Annotated in this window: 16 protein-coding genes; 13 read left to right on the forward strand and 3 right to left on the reverse strand. The window is 38.1% G+C overall.

Annotated features, from left to right (window positions below; all coding sequences use genetic code 11):
• Positions 1-64: 64 nt before the first annotated feature.
• Genes mltG through dapF form a run of 3 tightly spaced genes read right to left on the reverse strand, consistent with a single transcriptional unit; the run spans position 65 to position 2,413 of the window.
• Positions 65-1,108, reverse strand: a complete 1,044-nt coding sequence (gene mltG, locus RM541_RS13005) for an endolytic transglycosylase MltG (RefSeq protein WP_311500574.1) — start codon at positions 1,106-1,108, stop codon at positions 65-67.
• On the reverse strand, positions 1,101-1,628 hold the full coding sequence (locus RM541_RS13010; protein WP_311500575.1) for a GNAT family N-acetyltransferase: 528 nt from the start codon (positions 1,626-1,628) through the stop codon (positions 1,101-1,103). The genes mltG and RM541_RS13010 overlap by 8 nt, the downstream gene beginning before the upstream one ends.
• Entirely contained in the window at positions 1,622-2,413 is a 792-nt protein-coding gene (gene dapF, locus RM541_RS13015; RefSeq protein ID WP_311500576.1) for a diaminopimelate epimerase, read from the reverse strand. Before dapF ends, RM541_RS13010 begins: the two co-directional genes overlap by 7 nt.
• Positions 2,414-2,550: 137 nt before the next feature.
• Between dapF and RM541_RS13020 the strand changes: the two genes are divergently transcribed.
• The 13 genes from RM541_RS13020 to RM541_RS13080 all read left to right on the forward strand — a co-directional run bounded on the left by RM541_RS13020 (position 2,551) and on the right by RM541_RS13080 (position 17,566).
• Positions 2,551-3,960 (forward strand): trypsin-like peptidase domain-containing protein, encoded by a 1,410-nt coding sequence (locus RM541_RS13020; protein WP_311500577.1) that lies wholly within the window; start codon positions 2,551-2,553, stop codon positions 3,958-3,960.
• A gap of 483 nt (positions 3,961-4,443) precedes the next feature.
• A complete protein-coding gene (locus tag RM541_RS13025; RefSeq protein WP_311500578.1) occupies positions 4,444-5,031 on the forward strand; it encodes a hypothetical protein in 588 nt (195 codons plus the stop codon).
• Positions 5,032-5,091: 60 nt separating this feature from the next.
• Positions 5,092-5,778: a tRNA (guanosine(37)-N1)-methyltransferase TrmD gene (gene trmD / locus RM541_RS13030; RefSeq protein ID WP_311500579.1), complete on the forward strand. Its 687-nt coding sequence runs from the start codon at positions 5,092-5,094 to the stop codon at positions 5,776-5,778.
• Positions 5,779-5,891: 113 nt separating this feature from the next.
• Complete coding sequence (rplS, locus tag RM541_RS13035) at positions 5,892-6,245, forward strand: 50S ribosomal protein L19 (protein ID WP_311496234.1); 354 nt, start codon at positions 5,892-5,894, stop codon at positions 6,243-6,245.
• Between the two features lie 214 nt (positions 6,246-6,459).
• Positions 6,460-7,857, forward strand: coding sequence for a S8 family peptidase (locus RM541_RS13040; protein WP_311500580.1), 1,398 nt, complete (start codon positions 6,460-6,462; stop codon positions 7,855-7,857).
• 595 nt (positions 7,858-8,452) lie between these two features.
• The gene (locus tag RM541_RS13045) at positions 8,453-10,675 is read left to right on the forward strand and encodes an NADP-dependent isocitrate dehydrogenase (RefSeq protein ID WP_311500581.1); all 2,223 of its coding nucleotides are present in this window, start codon (positions 8,453-8,455) and stop codon (positions 10,673-10,675) included.
• Between the two features lie 140 nt (positions 10,676-10,815).
• Positions 10,816-11,730 carry a glycosyltransferase family 2 protein gene (locus RM541_RS13050; protein WP_311500582.1) on the forward strand — a complete coding sequence of 305 codons (915 nt, stop codon included), beginning with the start codon at positions 10,816-10,818 and terminating at the stop codon, positions 11,728-11,730.
• The gene (locus RM541_RS13055) at positions 11,727-12,176 is read left to right on the forward strand and encodes a glycosyltransferase family 2 protein (RefSeq protein WP_311500583.1); all 450 of its coding nucleotides are present in this window, start codon (positions 11,727-11,729) and stop codon (positions 12,174-12,176) included. Before RM541_RS13050 ends, RM541_RS13055 begins: the two co-directional genes overlap by 4 nt.
• 56 nt (positions 12,177-12,232) lie before the next feature.
• The gene (locus tag RM541_RS13060; RefSeq protein WP_311500584.1) at positions 12,233-12,685 is read left to right on the forward strand and encodes a hypothetical protein; all 453 of its coding nucleotides are present in this window, start codon (positions 12,233-12,235) and stop codon (positions 12,683-12,685) included.
• 172 nt (positions 12,686-12,857) lie between these two features.
• A complete protein-coding gene (locus RM541_RS13065) occupies positions 12,858-14,084 on the forward strand; it encodes a multidrug effflux MFS transporter (RefSeq protein ID WP_311500585.1) in 1,227 nt (408 codons plus the stop codon).
• A 61-nt stretch (positions 14,085-14,145) separates the two neighbouring features.
• Positions 14,146-16,518, forward strand: a complete 2,373-nt coding sequence (locus RM541_RS13070; protein WP_432264680.1) for a TonB-dependent receptor — start codon at positions 14,146-14,148, stop codon at positions 16,516-16,518.
• Position 16,519: 1 nt separating this feature from the next.
• Positions 16,520-17,332: a DUF4249 domain-containing protein gene (locus RM541_RS13075; RefSeq protein ID WP_311500586.1), complete on the forward strand. Its 813-nt coding sequence runs from the start codon at positions 16,520-16,522 to the stop codon at positions 17,330-17,332.
• A 12-nt stretch (positions 17,333-17,344) separates the two neighbouring features.
• Positions 17,345-17,566, forward strand: coding sequence for a DUF6095 family protein (locus RM541_RS13080; protein ID WP_311500587.1), 222 nt, complete (start codon positions 17,345-17,347; stop codon positions 17,564-17,566).
• The last annotated feature ends 484 nt before the right edge of the window (positions 17,567-18,050 follow it).

Consider the following 18,050-nt stretch of genomic DNA (forward strand, 5'->3'; position numbering starts at 1 on the left):
ACAAATAGCTTTGTAGAAGAGTAAGCCTTATAGGTATGTTAAAGACATCCAGCCAAAATCCAGATTATCTTCTAATTCCCTGCTTGTTAATCCACCTTACATAATCCCTTTTATTGCGATTATGCTGTGCTAATGTCTCTGCAAATTTATGGTAGCCGAAGTTTTCCACATCTGCCACAAAAAAGAAGTAGTCATGATCCTGATAATTCAGAACAGCATCTATAGATGAAATATCGGGCATTGTTATCGGCCCAGGAGGAAGTTCTTTGTAGAGATATGTATTGTAAGGAGAATCCAGCTCCAGGTCTTTATACAAAACTCGCTTTATAATGGTATCAAACTTCTGTGTGACGTCTTTTATTGCATAAATAACTGTAGGATCTGCATCCAGTTTCCAGCCGTTTTTGTAACGATTCATATAAACCCCTGCTACTTTCGGTCGTTCGTCTACCTTTGCCGTTTCTTTCTGAACTATGGAAGCTAATACCATCACCTGGGATGGGGTGAGATTTATTTTCTCAGCTTTTTTCAACCTTTCCTCTGTCCAAAATCTGTTGTACTCCTGCAGCATTCTTTGTCTAAATTCTTCAGCTGAAGTATTCCAATAAAATTCATATTGATTCGGAATATATAAAGAAAGGGCCTCTCTTTCAGACAACTCATTTTCAGCTAAAAACTCCTGATCCTTCATGGCCTGAAGTAATTCTAAACTATCCGCTTCTATTTGCTTTGCAACCCTTCCCGCCAGATTTTCCAGTCGCTCCTGATTGTTAAACCGTACTTTAACCGGCGTATTCCCACTGCGCAGCACATTCACAATTTCATTATTGTTCATGTTCCTTTTCAGAATATAGCGGCCTGGACGGATATTTAATTTATATCCTTTCTTGTCGGCTACCATTTCAAAAGATTCTGTATTCTTCAGCAAAGGCTGGATACTATCCAATACGGTGTTGTAGCCGACTCCTGTGGGAATATACACCACAGCCTGTTCTTCAGAAAAATTTGTATTTGAAGAAAACACGCTAGTGTAGGCATAGTAGCCAATACCTGAAAGAACAACTACAAGTGCTATAGCTAAGACCAGTATTATAGATTTTTTAGACATTGTTTATAAGTTGATACAAGATTTCATCTTTAAAGCTGCCGTTAAGAAAATTCCATTCCTTTTTAACTCCTACTTTTCTAAAGCCTTTTTTTTCAAAAAGTTTAAGGCTGGCGAGATTTCCGTCGGTAACATTAGCATAAACCTGGTGCAGTGCAAGGTGCTTAAAGCAGTAGTTACATATTAAAGAAAGACTCTCTGCTCCATACCCCTTCCCGCGATCGGTAGCTTCAGAAATTAGAATTCCTATAGCTGCCCTACGGTCTTTTGGCTCCAGATCAAAAATATCTATTAAGCCTATAGCTTTATGCTGAATGGTGCAAATTACCAGACGTAATTGCCTGTAATCGTAAATATCGCGGTGTGCATTTTCCAGGTATTTTTTTATCATAAACCTGGAATAAGGAACTTGCGTAGCACTAATTTCCCAAAAATCCTCAGTGTTTTCGAGTTGATGAACAAAGTCCAGATCTTCCGGCTCCAGCGCTCGTAGATAAACTTTATCCCCCTCTAATGTTAGCATTCGATTTCCCCTTTAAAAACTTGTTCTGCCGGTCCGGTCAGCCAGATATTTTTATAATCATCGTCCCCTCCTTTTTCAAAAGAAACAGAAAGTTCTCCACCGGGAACAATAAGCTTTACTGTACTACCTGTGGTTCTGCCAGTAGCATTCGCAGCTATAGCTACAGCAGTAACTCCCGTTCCACAAGACAAAGTCTCATCTTCTACTCCCCGCTCATAGGTACGCACCAGGAAAGTATCGTCTTCCTGAGCTTCAACAAAATTTACATTTGTCCCGCCACTGGCGACATAGACATCGGAAAATCTTATTGCGGCACCTTCCTCCTTAACCTTAAGGTCTTTTACGTTTTTGGTAAAGACAATATGGTGTGGCGAACCTGTATCTAAAAAGGAAACGTTTCCAAACTTCCTGATTTCGTTTACATTTTGCATCTGAAGGCTCACTTCACCATCCTTGACCGTAGCTTTATGCGGACCATCTATTGCGGTAAAAACAGCCTCATTTTCTATAACACCAAGAAATCTGGCAAAAGCTACGAGGCACCTCCCGCCATTACCACACATACTACTTTCGTTACCATCGGAATTAAAGTAAACCATTTTAAAGTCATCACCTTTCACATCAGGATTTTCAAGAAGAATTAATCCGTCAGCTCCTATGCCAAATTTACGATCGCAAAGCTTCTTTATAAGTTTGGTATCTTTTTTGAAAAGTACTTTCTGACGATTATCAATCATCACAAAATCATTACCGGTGCCTTGATATTTATAAAACTGGATTTTCATAATCTTATTTTAAAACGGGCACAAATATACAATAAACCGTAAGATTTCATGTGGCGTTAAAGGATCGTTAAAGCTGAAAATCAAGCACACTAAAAATTTTATTTTAATCGTTTAATTACAAATACATGATCAGAAATATGAAAAAATTAGCAAGTTTACTCATTGTTTCTGTTTTAGGAGGAGCCCTTACCTTAGGCAGTTACAAATTATTTCTTGAAGAAGAAGAAATTTCATCTAACCTTCCACTTCCTTCTACAGAAGAGACCAGTAACTTTATTCCGGCAAATTATGCAGAAAACAGAAGTTATGGAACTAATGCCGACTTCACCGAAGCAGCAGAAAAAACAGTTCATGCAGTAGTCCATGTGAAAAACGTGGCAGTTTTTAACGGAGCAAGAAATCCGTTTGAATTTTATTACGGAGGAGGCAGAAGTGAAGGAAAGGCCGTTCAGGGAGCAGGATCTGGAGTTATCATTACTCCTGACGGATATATCGTTACAAACAATCATGTTATTGAAGGGGCAAGCGAACTTGAAGTTACCCTTAATAATAACCAGACTTATACAGCAGAAGTTATAGGAACAGACAAGGCATCAGATATTGCGCTATTGAAAGTTGATGCTGAAGGTCTGGAATACATTCCCTTTGGTAACTCTAATAATGTAAAACTGGGAGAATGGGTACTGGCAGTAGGAAACCCCTTTAATTTGAAGTCCACTGTGACTGCCGGGATTGTGAGCGCAAAAGCAAGAGATCTTAATCCTGCAGATGCCATTCCTCAATCATTTATACAAACAGATGCCGCAATAAATCCCGGAAACAGCGGTGGTGCATTAGTGAATATAAACGGCGAATTAATAGGTATTAATACCGCAATCACCTCCAAAACCGGAAGCTATGTTGGGTACGCCTTTGCTGTTCCTTCTAATAATGCCCGAAAGATCGTTGAAGATATTATGGAATATGGCGATGTTCAACAAGGAATATTAGGTATTAAGGGAGGAAGCGTTACCCCGCGTGCCGTTAAAGAGTTAGGTCTTAATACTACTCAGGGAGTGTACGTAGCAGTAGTGAGTCCGGGAAGTGGTGCTGAAAACGCAGGAATAAAAGAAAATGATATTATACGGAAGATAGATAACATTCAGATCAATAAATTCTCTGACCTTACCGGGTATATTAATTCCAAGCGTCCCAATGACCAGGTAGAAGTGACCTTTTTGAGAGATGGCCGGGAGCGGGAAGTAACTGTAACCCTCACAAAATATGAATCCTATAGGATTAAGTCCATTGGCCTTGAAGTAGCTAACGCATCCAAAGAAGAGTTGCGCGGGTACAATACTGAGCATGGAGTGAAAATAAACCAGATCTTAAGGAATGATATTCCCGCAGATGAATTGGCGGGTAAAATTATAACCGAAATCAATAATAAAAAAGTCCATAACATTAAGGACGTTGAAAGAGTGATTGAAGATAAAAGAAGTTCAGATCCCATCGTGGTGACATTTATTGATGAAAGTGGTGAAAAACAAAGAATTGTCTGGAGATAATTACTTATTAGATAGAATATTTACAGCTCCCTTTTTTAAGGGAGCTTTTTTTTATAATCATTCTAAAGCGCCCCAAAAGATCATGACTTAATTAAAAGGAACATTTAGATCTCGTTTGAATTTGAATTATAGACAGATATTTCTCACTCTTTTCAAAAGAAATTTGCGCAACAGAAATTTTAACATTGACCGGCCCGGTAGTCAGGTTAAAGACTCTATCATACCATTCTTGGTTGAGCTTTCAATTACTAATTGCTCTCGTATTAAAAAACCTTCAAACAGACGTTCCCCGGCAAATTCTTGGAAAAGGTGCACATCCATTCAAGTAAATCTGCTACTAAAGAAGAATGAACTATATTAAAGATTATACCTGTTTGCAAATCCATTCTTTTTCAGGAAATTTGCACCCGGGAAAATTTATCGGCAATAACTTTTTTGAGGGAGCGTTGTGTGATAGAACCAAAAAATGAAACCTCTAGAAAAATGAACAAAAATTTTTTAACTTTTTTGCTTTTTCTTGCCCTTGTAACGCAAGTGAAAGCTCAGGACAGTCTTCAGAATAATCAGCCAATCAGAGCAGAGTTTGATGAACTTATCGAAACCTCTAATAATTATCAGGGATATAAAGTGGTAGAATATGATCAGTTAATAGAACTGCGAAACACTACTTCTGAATATATCGATGAGCTTAGAAATGAAATTACAACTCAGGAAAATACAATTGACAGACAAAATCAGGAGTTGGAAGAATTTGAAATCCAGCTGCAGGACACTGAAGCTGATCTGGAAAGAGTAAATAATGAAAAGGATGCTATCACCTTTTTAGGAATACCCTTCAGTAAGGCAGGTTATAAAACTGTCATGTGGAGTGTTGTAGGTCTTCTTATTCTTGCGCTTTTATTTTTTATCTATAGATATAAAAGCTCCCACACCACCACGAAGGAAGCAAGGCAAAGACTTAAAGAAACTGAGAATGAATTTGATGCATACCGCGCCAAAGCTCTTGAAAAGGAACAGCGACTGGGAAGGTTACTGCAGGATGAGCGCAATAAATCATCTTCTAGTACTTAAGAGGTTATCAACATCTGATTAATCCTCTAGTCTTCACTTTTTTTTTAAAAAACATTAGCTATGCGCATTGACATTATTACGGTGGTTCCCGATATTTTAAAAAGTCCATTTGAAGCATCTATTTTAAAACGCGCCATAGACAAAGGTCATGTAGAACTTCATCTTCACAATTTGCGGGATTATGTCACAGATAATTATAAGCAAATTGATGATTACCAGTTTGGTGGAGGCGCAGGAATGGTTATGATGGTGGAGCCTATAGATAAATGTATTTCCGGACTAAAATCAGAAAGGGAATATGATGAAGTAATTTATATGACTCCCGATGGGGAAAGGCTAAATCAAAAATTGGCAAATAAACTTTCTTTATTTGATAATATCATTATACTCTGTGGACACTATAAGGGTGTGGATCAGAGAGTCCGGGATCACTTTATTACCAAAGAAATTTCTATAGGTGATTATGTTCTTTCAGGTGGTGAGCTGGGTGCAGCAGTTTTATGTGACGCTCTAATAAGACTTATCCCTGGAGTTTTGGGAAATGAAACTTCTGCCCTAACCGATTCATTTCAGGATAATTTACTGGCCCCGCCAGTTTACACGAGACCTGCAGATTACAATGGCTGGCAGGTACCCGAAATATTAACATCAGGTAACTTTTCTAAGATTGAAGAATGGCGCGAAGAACAGGCTTATCTACGCACCAGGAATTTACGTCCGGACTTACTTGATGAGTATGAAAAATAACGAACTCCAGTACTTGTATTTAAAATTAAAATATTTACTTTTGCACTCATTCTAAAATAACCTCTGGCGAAAATCGTGAATGTTATTTCAGAAAACACTTTAAACCAGGAAACATGGAATCGTTAATTAAGTACGTTCAGGACGAATTCGTTACAAAGAAAGATCTACCTGAATTTTCAGCAGGGGACACAATTACAGTTTATTACGAAATTAAGGAAGGGCAAAAAACCCGTACTCAGTTCTTTAGAGGAGTTGTAATCCAAAAAAGAGGAACTGGAGCATCTCAAACTTTCACCATTAGAAAAATGAGTGGTACTGTTGGGGTTGAGCGTATTTTTCCTCTAAACTTACCAGCAATCCAGAAGATTGAAGTTAATAAAAGAGGTAAAGTTAGAAGGGCAAGAATCTATTACTTTAGAGAACTTACCGGTAAAAAAGCCCGTATTAAAGAACAAAAGAGAAAGTAATTTCTTTTATATTTTACAAAGCCTCCGAAATTTCGGGGGCTTTTTTGTTTAACTGCCTTTTATTGCAATTCTGCTTCCATTAATTGCTGTTTTTAAAATAATTCTTGCTCCAAATGAACCTTTCTTAAGAATCCAGTATTAAAAAATCTAAAACAACCAGTTATTTTTCTACATTCGGCTTTATTCAATAATAATATTCTAAAAATCATTTTTTATGAGAAAGAAATTTAAAGGATTGAAAGTGGCACTTGCTGTTTGTTTACTGGGCCTGTTTGGGGTTTCTTGTGAGTCTGAAAGCGTAGAGACAGAGCTTGATGAGGATTTTTCTCAACTATCTGAAGCTCCGTTTAAAAACTACATCGTGATTTCGGAAAGTAATGAAGTTACTAAAAGCTTTGAAAATGAAGTAAAAAAAGGCGCGAATGAAATAATTTATACTATTCCTGAAATTGGAGCAGTTATAGTTAATTCCAAAGATGCTGATTTTGTAAAAAATGCAATGAAGAAAAAGGGAGTAGTCTCAGTTATACCAGACTATGAAATAAAATGGATCCCTTCAAATATAGGTGTAGAAGCAAATCCACCGAGTATTGGAGATTCTGAGCCATACTATTTTTACGATTACCTTTGGGGATTAGATGCTATAGATGCACCTGAAGCATGGAATGCGGGCTTCACAGGGCAGGGAGCAAATGTGTTTGTTCTGGATTCAGGAATAGATGCAGATCATGTTGAAATTGCTGCAAATCTTAATACCAGCCTTTCTGCTTCTTTTGTACCGGAAGAGGACTGGAATATAAGACCAGGACAATATTTTAATCATGGTACACACGTAGCAGGAACTATTGCTGCAGTTCGAAATGGAGTGGGATTAATTGGAGTGGCCCCCGATGCAGAATTGGTTGCCGTTAAGGTTCTTTCCGAATATTCCGGAAGCGGGGCTTTCAGTTGGATTAATGCCGGAATCATTTATGCTGCAAATAATGATGCTGATGTTATAAATATGAGTTTAGGTGCTAATTTTTATAAGAATGGAAAATTAGTAGACGCTGATGGTAATGCATATCGTGTTTCACCAAAATACATACAGGAAATTATTCATCTTCAGCAAAGAGCTATAGACTATGCTTATAAAAGCGGAGTAACCTTAGTGGCTTCTGCAGGAAATGATGCTCACAATGCTGACGGGGATGGATCATGGATTAATATTCCCGGAGGTCTTAACAATGTTATTACAGTATCGGCAACAGCACCGGAAGGCTATGATTATCTTGCAGAGTATACAGACTACGACGTACCTGCAAGTTATACAAATCATGGAAGATCATTAATAGATGTAGCAGCACCGGGAGGTGACGGTGATGTCTCTGTTTATGATAACATCCTAAGCGCAGGTAGTGGTGGCGCTCTTTACTGGAGTGCAGGCACGAGTATGGCTGCGCCTCATGTATCTGGAATTGCTGCTCTTGTTATTGGTGGAAATGGCGGGGAAATGGATCCTCATGAAATCACTAAACAAATCTATAAGACCGCAGATAATATCGTTAGTAATGGACAAAGTGTTTACTACGGACACGGAAGAGTGAATGCTTACAGGGCAGTTACTGAATAATTCCTATCTAAAGTCCAAAGCCTCCGAAATTTCGGAGGCTTTTTTTTTGAACAAATGTAAATAAACCGCGTCTATAACTGGTTGACAACAAATTGGTTAAGGAAAAGCTAAAATTCTTTTTAGAGAAGAAGTTTTGTATTACTTTTAGATTAAGGAATTCAACTTCAAGGGAATGACAAAAGGATTTTCTGAGATATCCTGAATCCTGTGTAAAGGATTAAAGTCTTTACATCCGGTTTTTATCTTCTATATAACGTTCATTTTTTGCAATGCCAAAAATAGTTTGAAAGATAAAAACCCTTACCGGAGCATTTTTACTTTATAAGCTAAAACACTGTTCCGGATGAAATAATTTCCACCTATGTTGCTTCAAGCTTCTAAGGAAAATCCGGGTGATAAGAAATTATTTCAGTAGAAGCCATTTCATTTTAGCTACTAAGATGAAATGGCTTTTTTATTTCCTCTAATTTAGGAAGCTTTTAGCCTTTCCACGCTATGAAAAAAGCCTTAAATATGTTATATTGCGGGGGTTGAGGACGCTCTGGTGAAAACCGGGGCGTTTGCTAAATAATCTCATTATAAAAAACACATAAAAATGGCACAACAAACAAAAATTATTTATACCAAAACAGATGAGGCTCCCGCACTGGCCACTTATTCTTTTCTTCCAATTGTGCAAAAATTTACAAAAACAGCTAATATAGATCTTGAAACAAAAGATATTTCCCTTGCAGGAAGAATTCTTTCTCAGTTTCCGGAATATTTAAAAGACGACCAAAAAGTTTCCGATGCCCTCGCAGAACTAGGCGAACTTGCAAAAAAACCTGAAGCAAATATCATAAAGCTTCCAAACATAAGTGCTTCTATTCCTCAGTTAAAAGCAGCTATAAAGGAACTTCAGGAAAATGGTTACAATATTCCCAACTATCCTGATGAACTTTCTTCAGAGGAAGAAACAAAAATCAGGTTTAAATATGATAAGGTAAAAGGTAGTGCCGTAAATCCTGTGTTGCGAGAAGGAAATTCTGACAGACGTGCCCCTAAAGCTGTCAAGAATTTCGCAAAGAAGAATCCTCACAAAATGGGGGAATGGAGTTCAGATTCCAAGACTCATGTTGCCACAATGGACGCGGGTGATTTCAGACATACTGAAAAGTCTGTTACCATAGCCAAAGAAGGAAATGTTTCCATAGAATTCACTTCAGATTCTGGCGAGAAAAAATTACTAAAAGACAATATTAATTTACTGACAGGCGAAATTATTGATGCTGCTGTAATGAGCAGAAAAGCGCTTGTTGAATTTCTAAAAAAACAGGTTCAGGACGCTAAAGATAAAGATGTGCTTTTCTCTCTGCATATGAAAGCTACCATGATGAAGGTTTCTGATCCTATTATTTTTGGCCATGCAGTGAAAGTATTTTTTCAGGATATATTTCAGAAGTATGGGGACGATCTTAAAGGAGCAGGTGCCGATCCCAATAGTGGTTTAGGAGATATCCTGAGCGCGCTGGACAAACTCCCTGCAGACAAAAAAGAGAAAATTGAAGCGGATATCCAGTCAGATTTAAAAGACGGTCCAGACCTTGCCATGGTTAATTCTGATAAAGGAATTACAAACCTTCACGTACCAAGTGATGTAATTATTGATGCCTCTATGCCCGCTATGATTAGAACATCGGGCCAGATGTGGAATGCAGAAGGGAAACAACAGGATACGAAAGCGGTTATTCCTGATAGTAGCTATGCCGGAGTATACTCGGCTACTATAGATTTCTGTAAAAAGAATGGAGCTTTTGATCCTTCCACAATGGGAACTGTTCCTAATGTTGGTTTAATGGCACAAAAGGCTGAAGAATACGGTTCTCATGACAAAACTTTTGAAATTCCCGGAAAAGGAACAGTAAGGGTTGTCAATAATGCAGGAGAAGTTCTTCTCGAGCATGACGTTGAAGAAGGAGATATCTGGAGAATGTGCCAGGTAAAAGATGCTCCTGTACGGGATTGGGTAAAACTTGCCGTAAACCGTGCACGGGCTACGGGTGATCCTACAGTCTTTTGGCTTGATAATGAAAGAGCTCATGACGCACAATTGATCGAAAAAGTTCAGAAATACCTGCCCGAACATGATACAGAAGGGCTGGACATTAAAATAATGTCTCCTGTTGAAGCAACAGAATATACTCTTCGCAGAGTAAAAGATGGAAAAGATACTGTTTCTGTGACCGGAAATGTTCTTCGGGATTATTTAACAGATTTATTTCCAATTCTCGAATTAGGAACAAGTGCAAAAATGCTTTCCATTGTACCTCTTATGAATGGCGGTGGTTTATTTGAAACTGGTGCTGGTGGATCTGCCCCTAAGCACGTTCAACAATTTGTTGAAGAAGGTCATTTGAGATGGGATTCTTTAGGAGAATTTCTTGCCCTGGCAGTTTCTCTGGAACATGCCGGTCAAAAGTACGACAACAAAAAGGCGCTTATTTTAGCTGAAGCCCTGGACGATGCAACAGATAAATTTTTGGATAATAGAAAATCACCTTCCCGTAAAGTAAATGAATTGGATAACAGGGGAAGTCATTTCTATCTTGCACTTTACTGGGCACAGGCATTGTCTAAGCAGGATAAAGATTCTGAAATGAAGGAATATTTTGAAAAAGTAGCAAGAGTCCTGGAGATAAAAGAAGACGAAATTGTAAAAGAGTTAAATGATGCTCAGGGGTCTTCTGTAAATATTGGAGGCTATTATAAACCAGATGACAAGTTAACCTCTCAGGCCATGAGGCCCAGTGAAACGCTCAACCAGATTTTGGCTAATTAAAATTCTGAAATAGTTACTCTTAAAGAGGCTGTCCGAAATTGCCAATTATCGTCATCTTAAGCAGAACAGACGGTAAAGTAATTCAGGACAGCCTTTTTTTATTTATCATATTTAAATAAAAAATTAACAAACTGTATAAGATGAAACCCGAAGTTTCTGTTATTATTCCAACTTTTAATCGTGCTCATACGATTGGAGAAACTATTGATTGTATAGTTAATCAGACATTCAGGAACTGGGAATGTATTATTGTTGACGATGGCTCTACAGATGGAACAGAAGAATTTCTAAAGAAAAAATTGTCGGGAGATTCCAGATTTATTTATCTTCAACGGCCTCTCCAGAGAAAGAAAGGTGCAGCTTCCTGTCGTAATATAGGACTGGAAAAAGCAAAAGGAACCTTTATTCAGTTTCTTGATTCTGATGATTTAGTTGCTGAAAATAAACTGGAAGAACAAACAGATATCCTAAAAAAATCTATACCATATGCCATATCAACTTCAAAATGGGGAAGATTGGAACCTGAGTGGGAAGCCGCTAAGATTCATGAAAAAATCCCCACCTATTACAGTACTGGAAACCCCCAACAGTTGCTAAAAACCTTTGGAAAAGAATTTACTTACTTCCCGCTACATGTCTACCTTCTTCCAAAATCCCTTATAGAAAAAGCCGGAAACTGGAATGAAGAGTTGACGGTTAGCGACGATGGGGAATTTCTATGCCGTATGATCCTAAATAGTTCTGAAATTCTTTTCTCTTCCCGCACTTACGCAGTATATAAACAAGGAGCGGGCAATCGTTTAAATGGTCAGTTAAGTGAGAAAGGTATAGCCAGTTACATAAAAGCATGGACGCTTAATGACAGCACAATTTTTAATTGTACCGGAGTGAAAAATCACGTTCTTGTAAGGCAGGCGAAATTGAATTTTTATAAACGTATGAAGAAATATAATCCGACCGTTATCAGACAATATCCTGACTTCTTTCATTCCAGGATGTCTTTGCTTAACTATTATTTCCTGAAAACTTCGGCAAAATTAAAAACCATCTTTTGAATCCAAAAATCACAGTAATAATTCCCACTTTTAACAGGGCTCATATTATAAGTGAGACTCTGGATTCGGTACACAATCAGACTTTTAGAGACTGGGAATGCCTAATTATTGATGACGGCTCTACAGATAATACTTCAGAAGTACTGAAAAACTATCTCCAGGACAGGCGTTTTAAATACTTTCAAAGACCAGAAACCAGAGAAAAAGGGGCATGTACCTGCAGAAACATCGGGATCGAAAAATCTTCAGGGGAGTATATACAGTTTCTTGATTCTGATGATGTACTTGGCTTAAACAAATTTGAAATTCAGCTAGAAAAATTACAGAAAGCCTCTCCGCTGAGCCTTGCCACCTGCAAATGGGGCGGATTGAAACCCAAGTGGGAGCATCCCCGTTTATATGAAGGACTGGCTTCTTACTTCACTTCAGTACAAAGAACCCTGTAGAAATCCTTAACCGTTTTGCAAAATGGTTTACCTATCTACCTATACAGGCATATTTAGTGCCCCGGTTATTAATCAAAAAATCGGGAGTATGGAACAGTAGATTAAAAATAAACCAGGATGGGGAATTTTTCAGCCGCGTAATATTGAATGCTTCAGAAATAATTTTTTGTCCAGAAGCTTACGTGCTCTACCGCACTGGAAGCGGAAATCGCATAAGCACTCAAAGAGACACAAAAGAAGGCATAGATAACTACATTAAAAGCTGGAGCTTGATTGACGAGGCAATATCAGAAAAATTGAAGATCAGAAATCATTTTTATGTCAGGCAGGCAAAAGCGACATTATTTTCTTCTCTAAAAGATAAGCATCCGGAATGGATCCAAAATAATCAGGATTTTTTTCTTAATCGCACGCGCAGTTATATTTTCAAACTATTGAAACTGCAATCCAAAGTAAGAGACAAAATTTTCGTAAAGCAGGTTTCTCTAAAAAGCGGAAAACCTAATTAATTTTAGAAAATAGAAAGAATCCTTTTATCATAAGTTTAAATTATTTCCTTACAACTTTCTAATTCTTAAAAGATATTTTTTAAAAACTGCGATATCCTTATAAGCATACTAAGAATAAGTTAAACAACCAATGGCACCTTTCTAGAAGCCTTTGATTTACGAGCTTTGCAAGATGCAAAATCCGTTAGGCGAAAGAAATAAAAAGAAAGAATCAATTATTCTGGTAGTTCTGGGAACCCTCATTGCACTGGGTCCTTTTTCCATAGATGCATACCTCCCCGGCTTCACGAGAATAGCAGAGGATTTTAATACCACTATTGGCAAGGTAGGGCTTACTTTAACCAGTTACTTCATAGGAATTTCTTTGGGACAGTTAGCTTATGGTCCCATAATGGATAAATATGGACGAAAGATCCCTTTGTTAACAGGTCTGTTCATATATTTTTTTGCTGCAGTAAGCTGTTTTTACTCTCCAAATTTAGAGTGGTTAATCATATCACGTTTCTTTCTCGCCATAGGTGCAGCCGCCGGGATGGTTGCCGCAAAGGCTGTAGTCCGGGACATATTTCCTGTAAACGAAGTAGCCGGCGCAATATCTGTTCTCATGTTAATCATGGGTGGTGCTCCTATTATTGCTCCCACTGTTGGCAGTTTTATTATTGAAAGCCTGGGCTGGAAAACCATTTTCTTATTTTTGGCACTATTCAGCTTTTTGATGATCCTAAGTGTGTATAAATTTCTACCGGAAAGTGTAGTTCCTAACAAAAAAGTACAATTACGGGCACGTCCGGTTCTTCAGAAGTATTGGGATATTCTTACCCACGAAAAATTCTGGAGTTTTTCTATGGCAGGAAGTTTTACGATTGGGGCCATGTTCGCTTATATATCTGATGCTCCAAAACTTTTTATGGGAAATTTTGATCTTACTCAAAAGGAATTCGGGATGTTGTTTGGCATAAATGCGGCCGGTCTAATTCTCGGAAGCCAGATAAATCGTTTATTCCTCAAAAGATTTTCCACTTTTGAGATTACATTTTTTAATAGTATCCTGTTGGTTGGTTTGGCCCTTCTATTTTTGCTCAACGGCTTAGCAGGTCCAAACTTCTACGCTACAGTGGCGCTACTCTTCTGCATCTTATTTTTACTTGGTTTTCAAAATCCCAACACCACTGCACTCTCCCTCGAGCCTTTTGCCACTAAAGCCGGAAGAGCTTCAGCATTAATTGGAAGTCTTAAGATGATACTTGGAGCACTGGCTTCTTTCGCAATTAGCCTTTTTCATAGTCCGGGTGTGGTTCCTTTGGCCACCATACTGTTATTTTGTTTGTTCATAAGTTTCCTTTTATTGTTTCGGTTTTCAGGTAAAGAAAAGAAGAGGCTGGCTCTCATCGAAAACTAGCTATCAACAAATGCTAAAGCTTTTTTAGTTAGACCACTGTAATGTATCTTTACAGAAAAAATTGGAAATCCAAAAGCTGCTACTTCTCCTATTCTGCTTATCATTTTTTAGTGTTGATGCCCAGGAAACATTTGTTATTAACGGTACAATCACAGACGCCGCGAGCAATGAAACACTTATTGGCGTAAACGTCCTTGTCCCTTCAGAAAGTGCCGGAGTGGTCACTAATGAGTATGGATTTTTTTCAATTAAGCTTCCGGAAGGCACTTATAATATTCAGATTTCTTATATAGGATATCAAACAATTTCCAGGCAAATAAATCTAAACAAGAATATCTCGGTTAATTTTGAAATGACCGAAGCGTCTGAAAGCCTGGAAGAAGTAGTTATTTCTGATGATATCGAACGGATTGATATTGAAAGTCCCGCGATGAGCGTGAACAAACTTTCCATAAATACCATTCAGAAATTACCCGTGGTCTTTGGAGAAGTGGATATAGTAAAGTCTTTGCTTCTACTTCCCGGAGTATCAAATGCAGGTGAAGGTTCTTCCGGATTTAATGTACGGGGAGGCGCTGCAGATCAAAATCTAATTCTTCTGGATGAAGCTACAATATTTAATTCCTCCCATTTGTTCGGTTTCTTTTCTGTATTTAATCCAGATGCGATAAAAGATCTAAAGCTATACAAAGGAGGGATTCCCGCTAAGTACGGGGGCAGGGTGTCCTCGGTTCTGGATATTTATCAGCGCGATGGCAATAGTAAAGAATTTAAAGCACAGGGAGGGATAGGTATAATTTCCAGTCGGCTGTTGGCTGAAGGTCCTATTGTAAAAGACAAAGGTTCTTTCCTGATTGGCGGAAGAAGTTCCTATGCACACTTGTTTCTGAAGTTAACAGATAATGAAAATTCTGCTTATTTCTACGATCTCAATACGAAGCTGAATTACAGAATTGATGCTAAAAATAAATTACTTTTTTCCGGATATTTCGGAAGAGATGTCTTTAATATTAGTGAAAATTTTGAAAATACGTATGGCAATACCGTTTTCAATTTAAGGTGGAACCGCTTAAATTCGGATAATCTCTTCAGCAATTTATCGCTTATCTACAGCGATTATTACTACGGTCTAAAGCTGAATTTTGTACAGTTTAACTGGGACAGCGGAATAAAGAACATCAATTTGAAGTATGATTTCAACCATTATCTAAACGACCAGTTCCAGCTAAAGTACGGGCTGCATAGCACGTACTACATCTTTAATCCCGGCGAAATCATACCCACCGATGAAGATTCTGGTATTAACTACCTTAAACTTAATAATAAATATGCCCTGGAAAACGCTTTATACTTTTCTGTAGAACATGATATTTCGGATAAAATTACTGCCGAATATGGAGCGCGGCTTAGCAGTTTCCTGCGTTTAGGGCAGGACGAATTGAATCTTTATGAAGATGATCTTCCGGTGGTATATAACGAAGCTCAGGATATTTATTCCGAAGCCACGCCAATTGGAGTACGCAGTGATAGCCGTAGCAAAGTGCTTAAGTCCTTTCTCAATATCGAACCAAGATTTTCTATCTCCTATAAATTAAACAAAAACCAGTCGGTTAAAGGAAGTTATAACCGTATGACGCAGTATTTGCACCTTATTTCGAATACCAGCTCCCCTACTCCTACAGATGTCTGGACGCCCAGCGGACCTTACATTGAACCTCAAATCCTGGATCAGGTAGCTGTGGGATATTTTCGAAACATAGATAATGGTGCATTTTCCCTGGAAGTAGAAAGCTTTTACAAAAAAATCCAAAATCGGATTGATTATCTAAATGGTGCCAATTTAATTGCCAATAATGCCATAGAAACCGCAATCCTCAACGGGAGGGCCAGGGCATACGGACTCGAGGTTTTGCTGAAAAAGAATACGGGAAAATTTACAGGATGGTTCGCGTATACCCTTTCAAGATCCGAACAACAAACCCCCGGACGCACACCAAATGAATCCGGAATAAATAACGGAGAATGGTACAATACAAATTTTGATAAAACTCATGATTTAAGTCTTACCACTTCTTACGATCTGAATAAAAAATGGCAATTTAATGCCAACTTTGTGTTCCAGACTGGCTTAGCCACTACGTACCCTAACGGTATATATGAGTATATGAACCTTTCTGTACCGGTATATGCAAGCCGTAACAGCAATCGTCTGCCGGCTTACCACAGGATGGATCTTTCAGCAACCCTCACCCCCAACAAAAATGGAAATAAATCTTATGAATCTTCATGGAATTTCGGAATATATAATATTTATAACCGAAAAAATGCGTATTCCATTTCCTTCCGTGAAAATCTGGACACGCAGAGAAATGAGGCCGTAAGGCTATCCCTCTTCGGGATAATTCCTTCTGTTACTTATAATTTTAAATTTTAAAATGAAAAGAGTTATAAAAGTATCATTCTTACTTCCAATCCTGTTTTTGCTTTTTTCCTGCGAAGATGTGATAGAAATAGATTTAAAGGAAAGTGAGCCACGCCTTGTTATAGATGCCTCTATCCATTGGATTAAAGGATCTCAAGGGAATGTGCAATTTATCCGGTTAACAACAACCTCCCCTTATTATCAGGACGAAGTGCCGGCTGTGACCAATGCAGAGGTCCAGATTAGAGATGAACAGGGAGAAGTATATGATTTCTACCATACCGAAGATGGATATTATCAAATCACTGATTTTAAACCTGTTGTTGGTATGCAGTACCAGCTAAGCATCGTATATAACGATCAGCTTTACATGGCTACAGAAAGACTGGTACCTGTTGTAGACATAGATTTTGTGGAACAAACTTCAGGTGGCGGATTTGCGGGAGACGAAGTAGAAATTAAAACCTATTATACCGATCCTGCAAGTGACGAAAATTTCTATTTATTTTCGTTTGAAGAAGAAAGAACTACCTTTGAAATCTATGAAGATCAATTCAGTAACGGTAACCAGATTTTCGGTTATTACTCCAACGAAGACATAGAACCCGGGGATGAAATATTCATAGATATGGCTGGTATTTCCAGGGCATATTATGAATATTTTTTTGTGCTACGTGCACAGATAGGTACAAATTCGGGTGGTCCTTTTGAGACCAAGCCAGCGACGTTAAAAGGTAATATTGTGAACCAGACAAATCAGGAAAACTATCCCCTTGGATATTTTCGACTATCAGAGGTCGCTACCACCACTTATGTTGTAGATTAAACAAGTTATGATATGAAGCATACCAACCGCGATGTCCTGGGAAAAGGAATTAAGTATCTTTTAATAGCCATGCCGCTTATAGTAGTGGGACCCTCTGTTATTTTCAGTGCTTTTAATAATCAGGACAAACCTTTATATATCCCAATCCTCATAGGCGGAATTGTAGTTGCTGCAGCCGCTATATTCTTTATTTTTAAAGGAATTATAACATTGATGAAAGCCTTATTCGACTAAAAAACTACGCTTCTAATTTTTATTTGGGCGTGCCCTTCGGGCCGGGCTATCCGCGCTACACGGTAGCCGCTCCTATCCCTCACGCAAAATTCTGGTAAAGATCGATAATTGTAATTTTAGAGGCATCGCCTTTAAACAAATACCAAAGTTACAGGGAACCCAAACCCTACAGACTCCATGCCGATATTTGTCATCTTTAAGTCATCATTCTTGGAATCATGAGTGTACATTTTTGCAAACAAGTTCCTTTGCAAGATTAGCTCCTTCCCTTTTTTCAAGGGAAGGTGGATTTATCAGCGAGAGCTGATAAAGACGGAAGGGTAAAAAACATGATGACAAGCAGAAATTCCAATCCTGATCACAGATCTTCTATAAAAGTAGATTCCAACAGTAGATATTCCCTTACCACGTATTTTTGAGAACGATAATTGCAGAGTTTATTCTTTATTGAACTTCTCCATCATTTAATAAAAAGAAGAATTCA

The sequence above is a fragment of the Autumnicola psychrophila genome (assembly GCF_031846645.1).
Classification (GTDB): Bacteria; Bacteroidota; Bacteroidia; order Flavobacteriales; family Flavobacteriaceae; genus Autumnicola; species Autumnicola psychrophila.

Excerpts from the sequence above, each read along its gene's own strand:
- mltG (WP_311500574.1), bottom strand. The coding sequence starts at position 1,108 with ATGTCTAAAAAATCTATAATACTGGTCTTAGCTATAGCACTTGTAGTT.
- RM541_RS13010 (WP_311500575.1), bottom strand. The coding sequence starts at position 1,628 with ATGCTAACATTAGAGGGGGATAAAGTTTATCTACGAGCGCTGGAGCCG.
- dapF (WP_311500576.1), bottom strand. The coding sequence starts at position 2,413 with ATGAAAATCCAGTTTTATAAATATCAAGGCACCGGTAATGATTTTGTG.
- RM541_RS13020 (WP_311500577.1), top strand. The coding sequence starts at position 2,551 with ATGAAAAAATTAGCAAGTTTACTCATTGTTTCTGTTTTAGGAGGAGCC.
- RM541_RS13025 (WP_311500578.1), top strand. The coding sequence starts at position 4,444 with ATGAACAAAAATTTTTTAACTTTTTTGCTTTTTCTTGCCCTTGTAACG.
- trmD (WP_311500579.1), top strand. The coding sequence starts at position 5,092 with ATGCGCATTGACATTATTACGGTGGTTCCCGATATTTTAAAAAGTCCA.
- rplS (WP_311496234.1), top strand. The coding sequence starts at position 5,892 with ATGGAATCGTTAATTAAGTACGTTCAGGACGAATTCGTTACAAAGAAA.
- RM541_RS13040 (WP_311500580.1), top strand. The coding sequence starts at position 6,460 with ATGAGAAAGAAATTTAAAGGATTGAAAGTGGCACTTGCTGTTTGTTTA.
- RM541_RS13045 (WP_311500581.1), top strand. The coding sequence starts at position 8,453 with ATGGCACAACAAACAAAAATTATTTATACCAAAACAGATGAGGCTCCC.
- RM541_RS13050 (WP_311500582.1), top strand. The coding sequence starts at position 10,816 with ATGAAACCCGAAGTTTCTGTTATTATTCCAACTTTTAATCGTGCTCAT.
- RM541_RS13065 (WP_311500585.1), top strand. The coding sequence starts at position 12,858 with ATGCAAAATCCGTTAGGCGAAAGAAATAAAAAGAAAGAATCAATTATT.
- RM541_RS13075 (WP_311500586.1), top strand. The coding sequence starts at position 16,520 with ATGAAAAGAGTTATAAAAGTATCATTCTTACTTCCAATCCTGTTTTTG.
- RM541_RS13080 (WP_311500587.1), top strand. The coding sequence starts at position 17,345 with ATGAAGCATACCAACCGCGATGTCCTGGGAAAAGGAATTAAGTATCTT.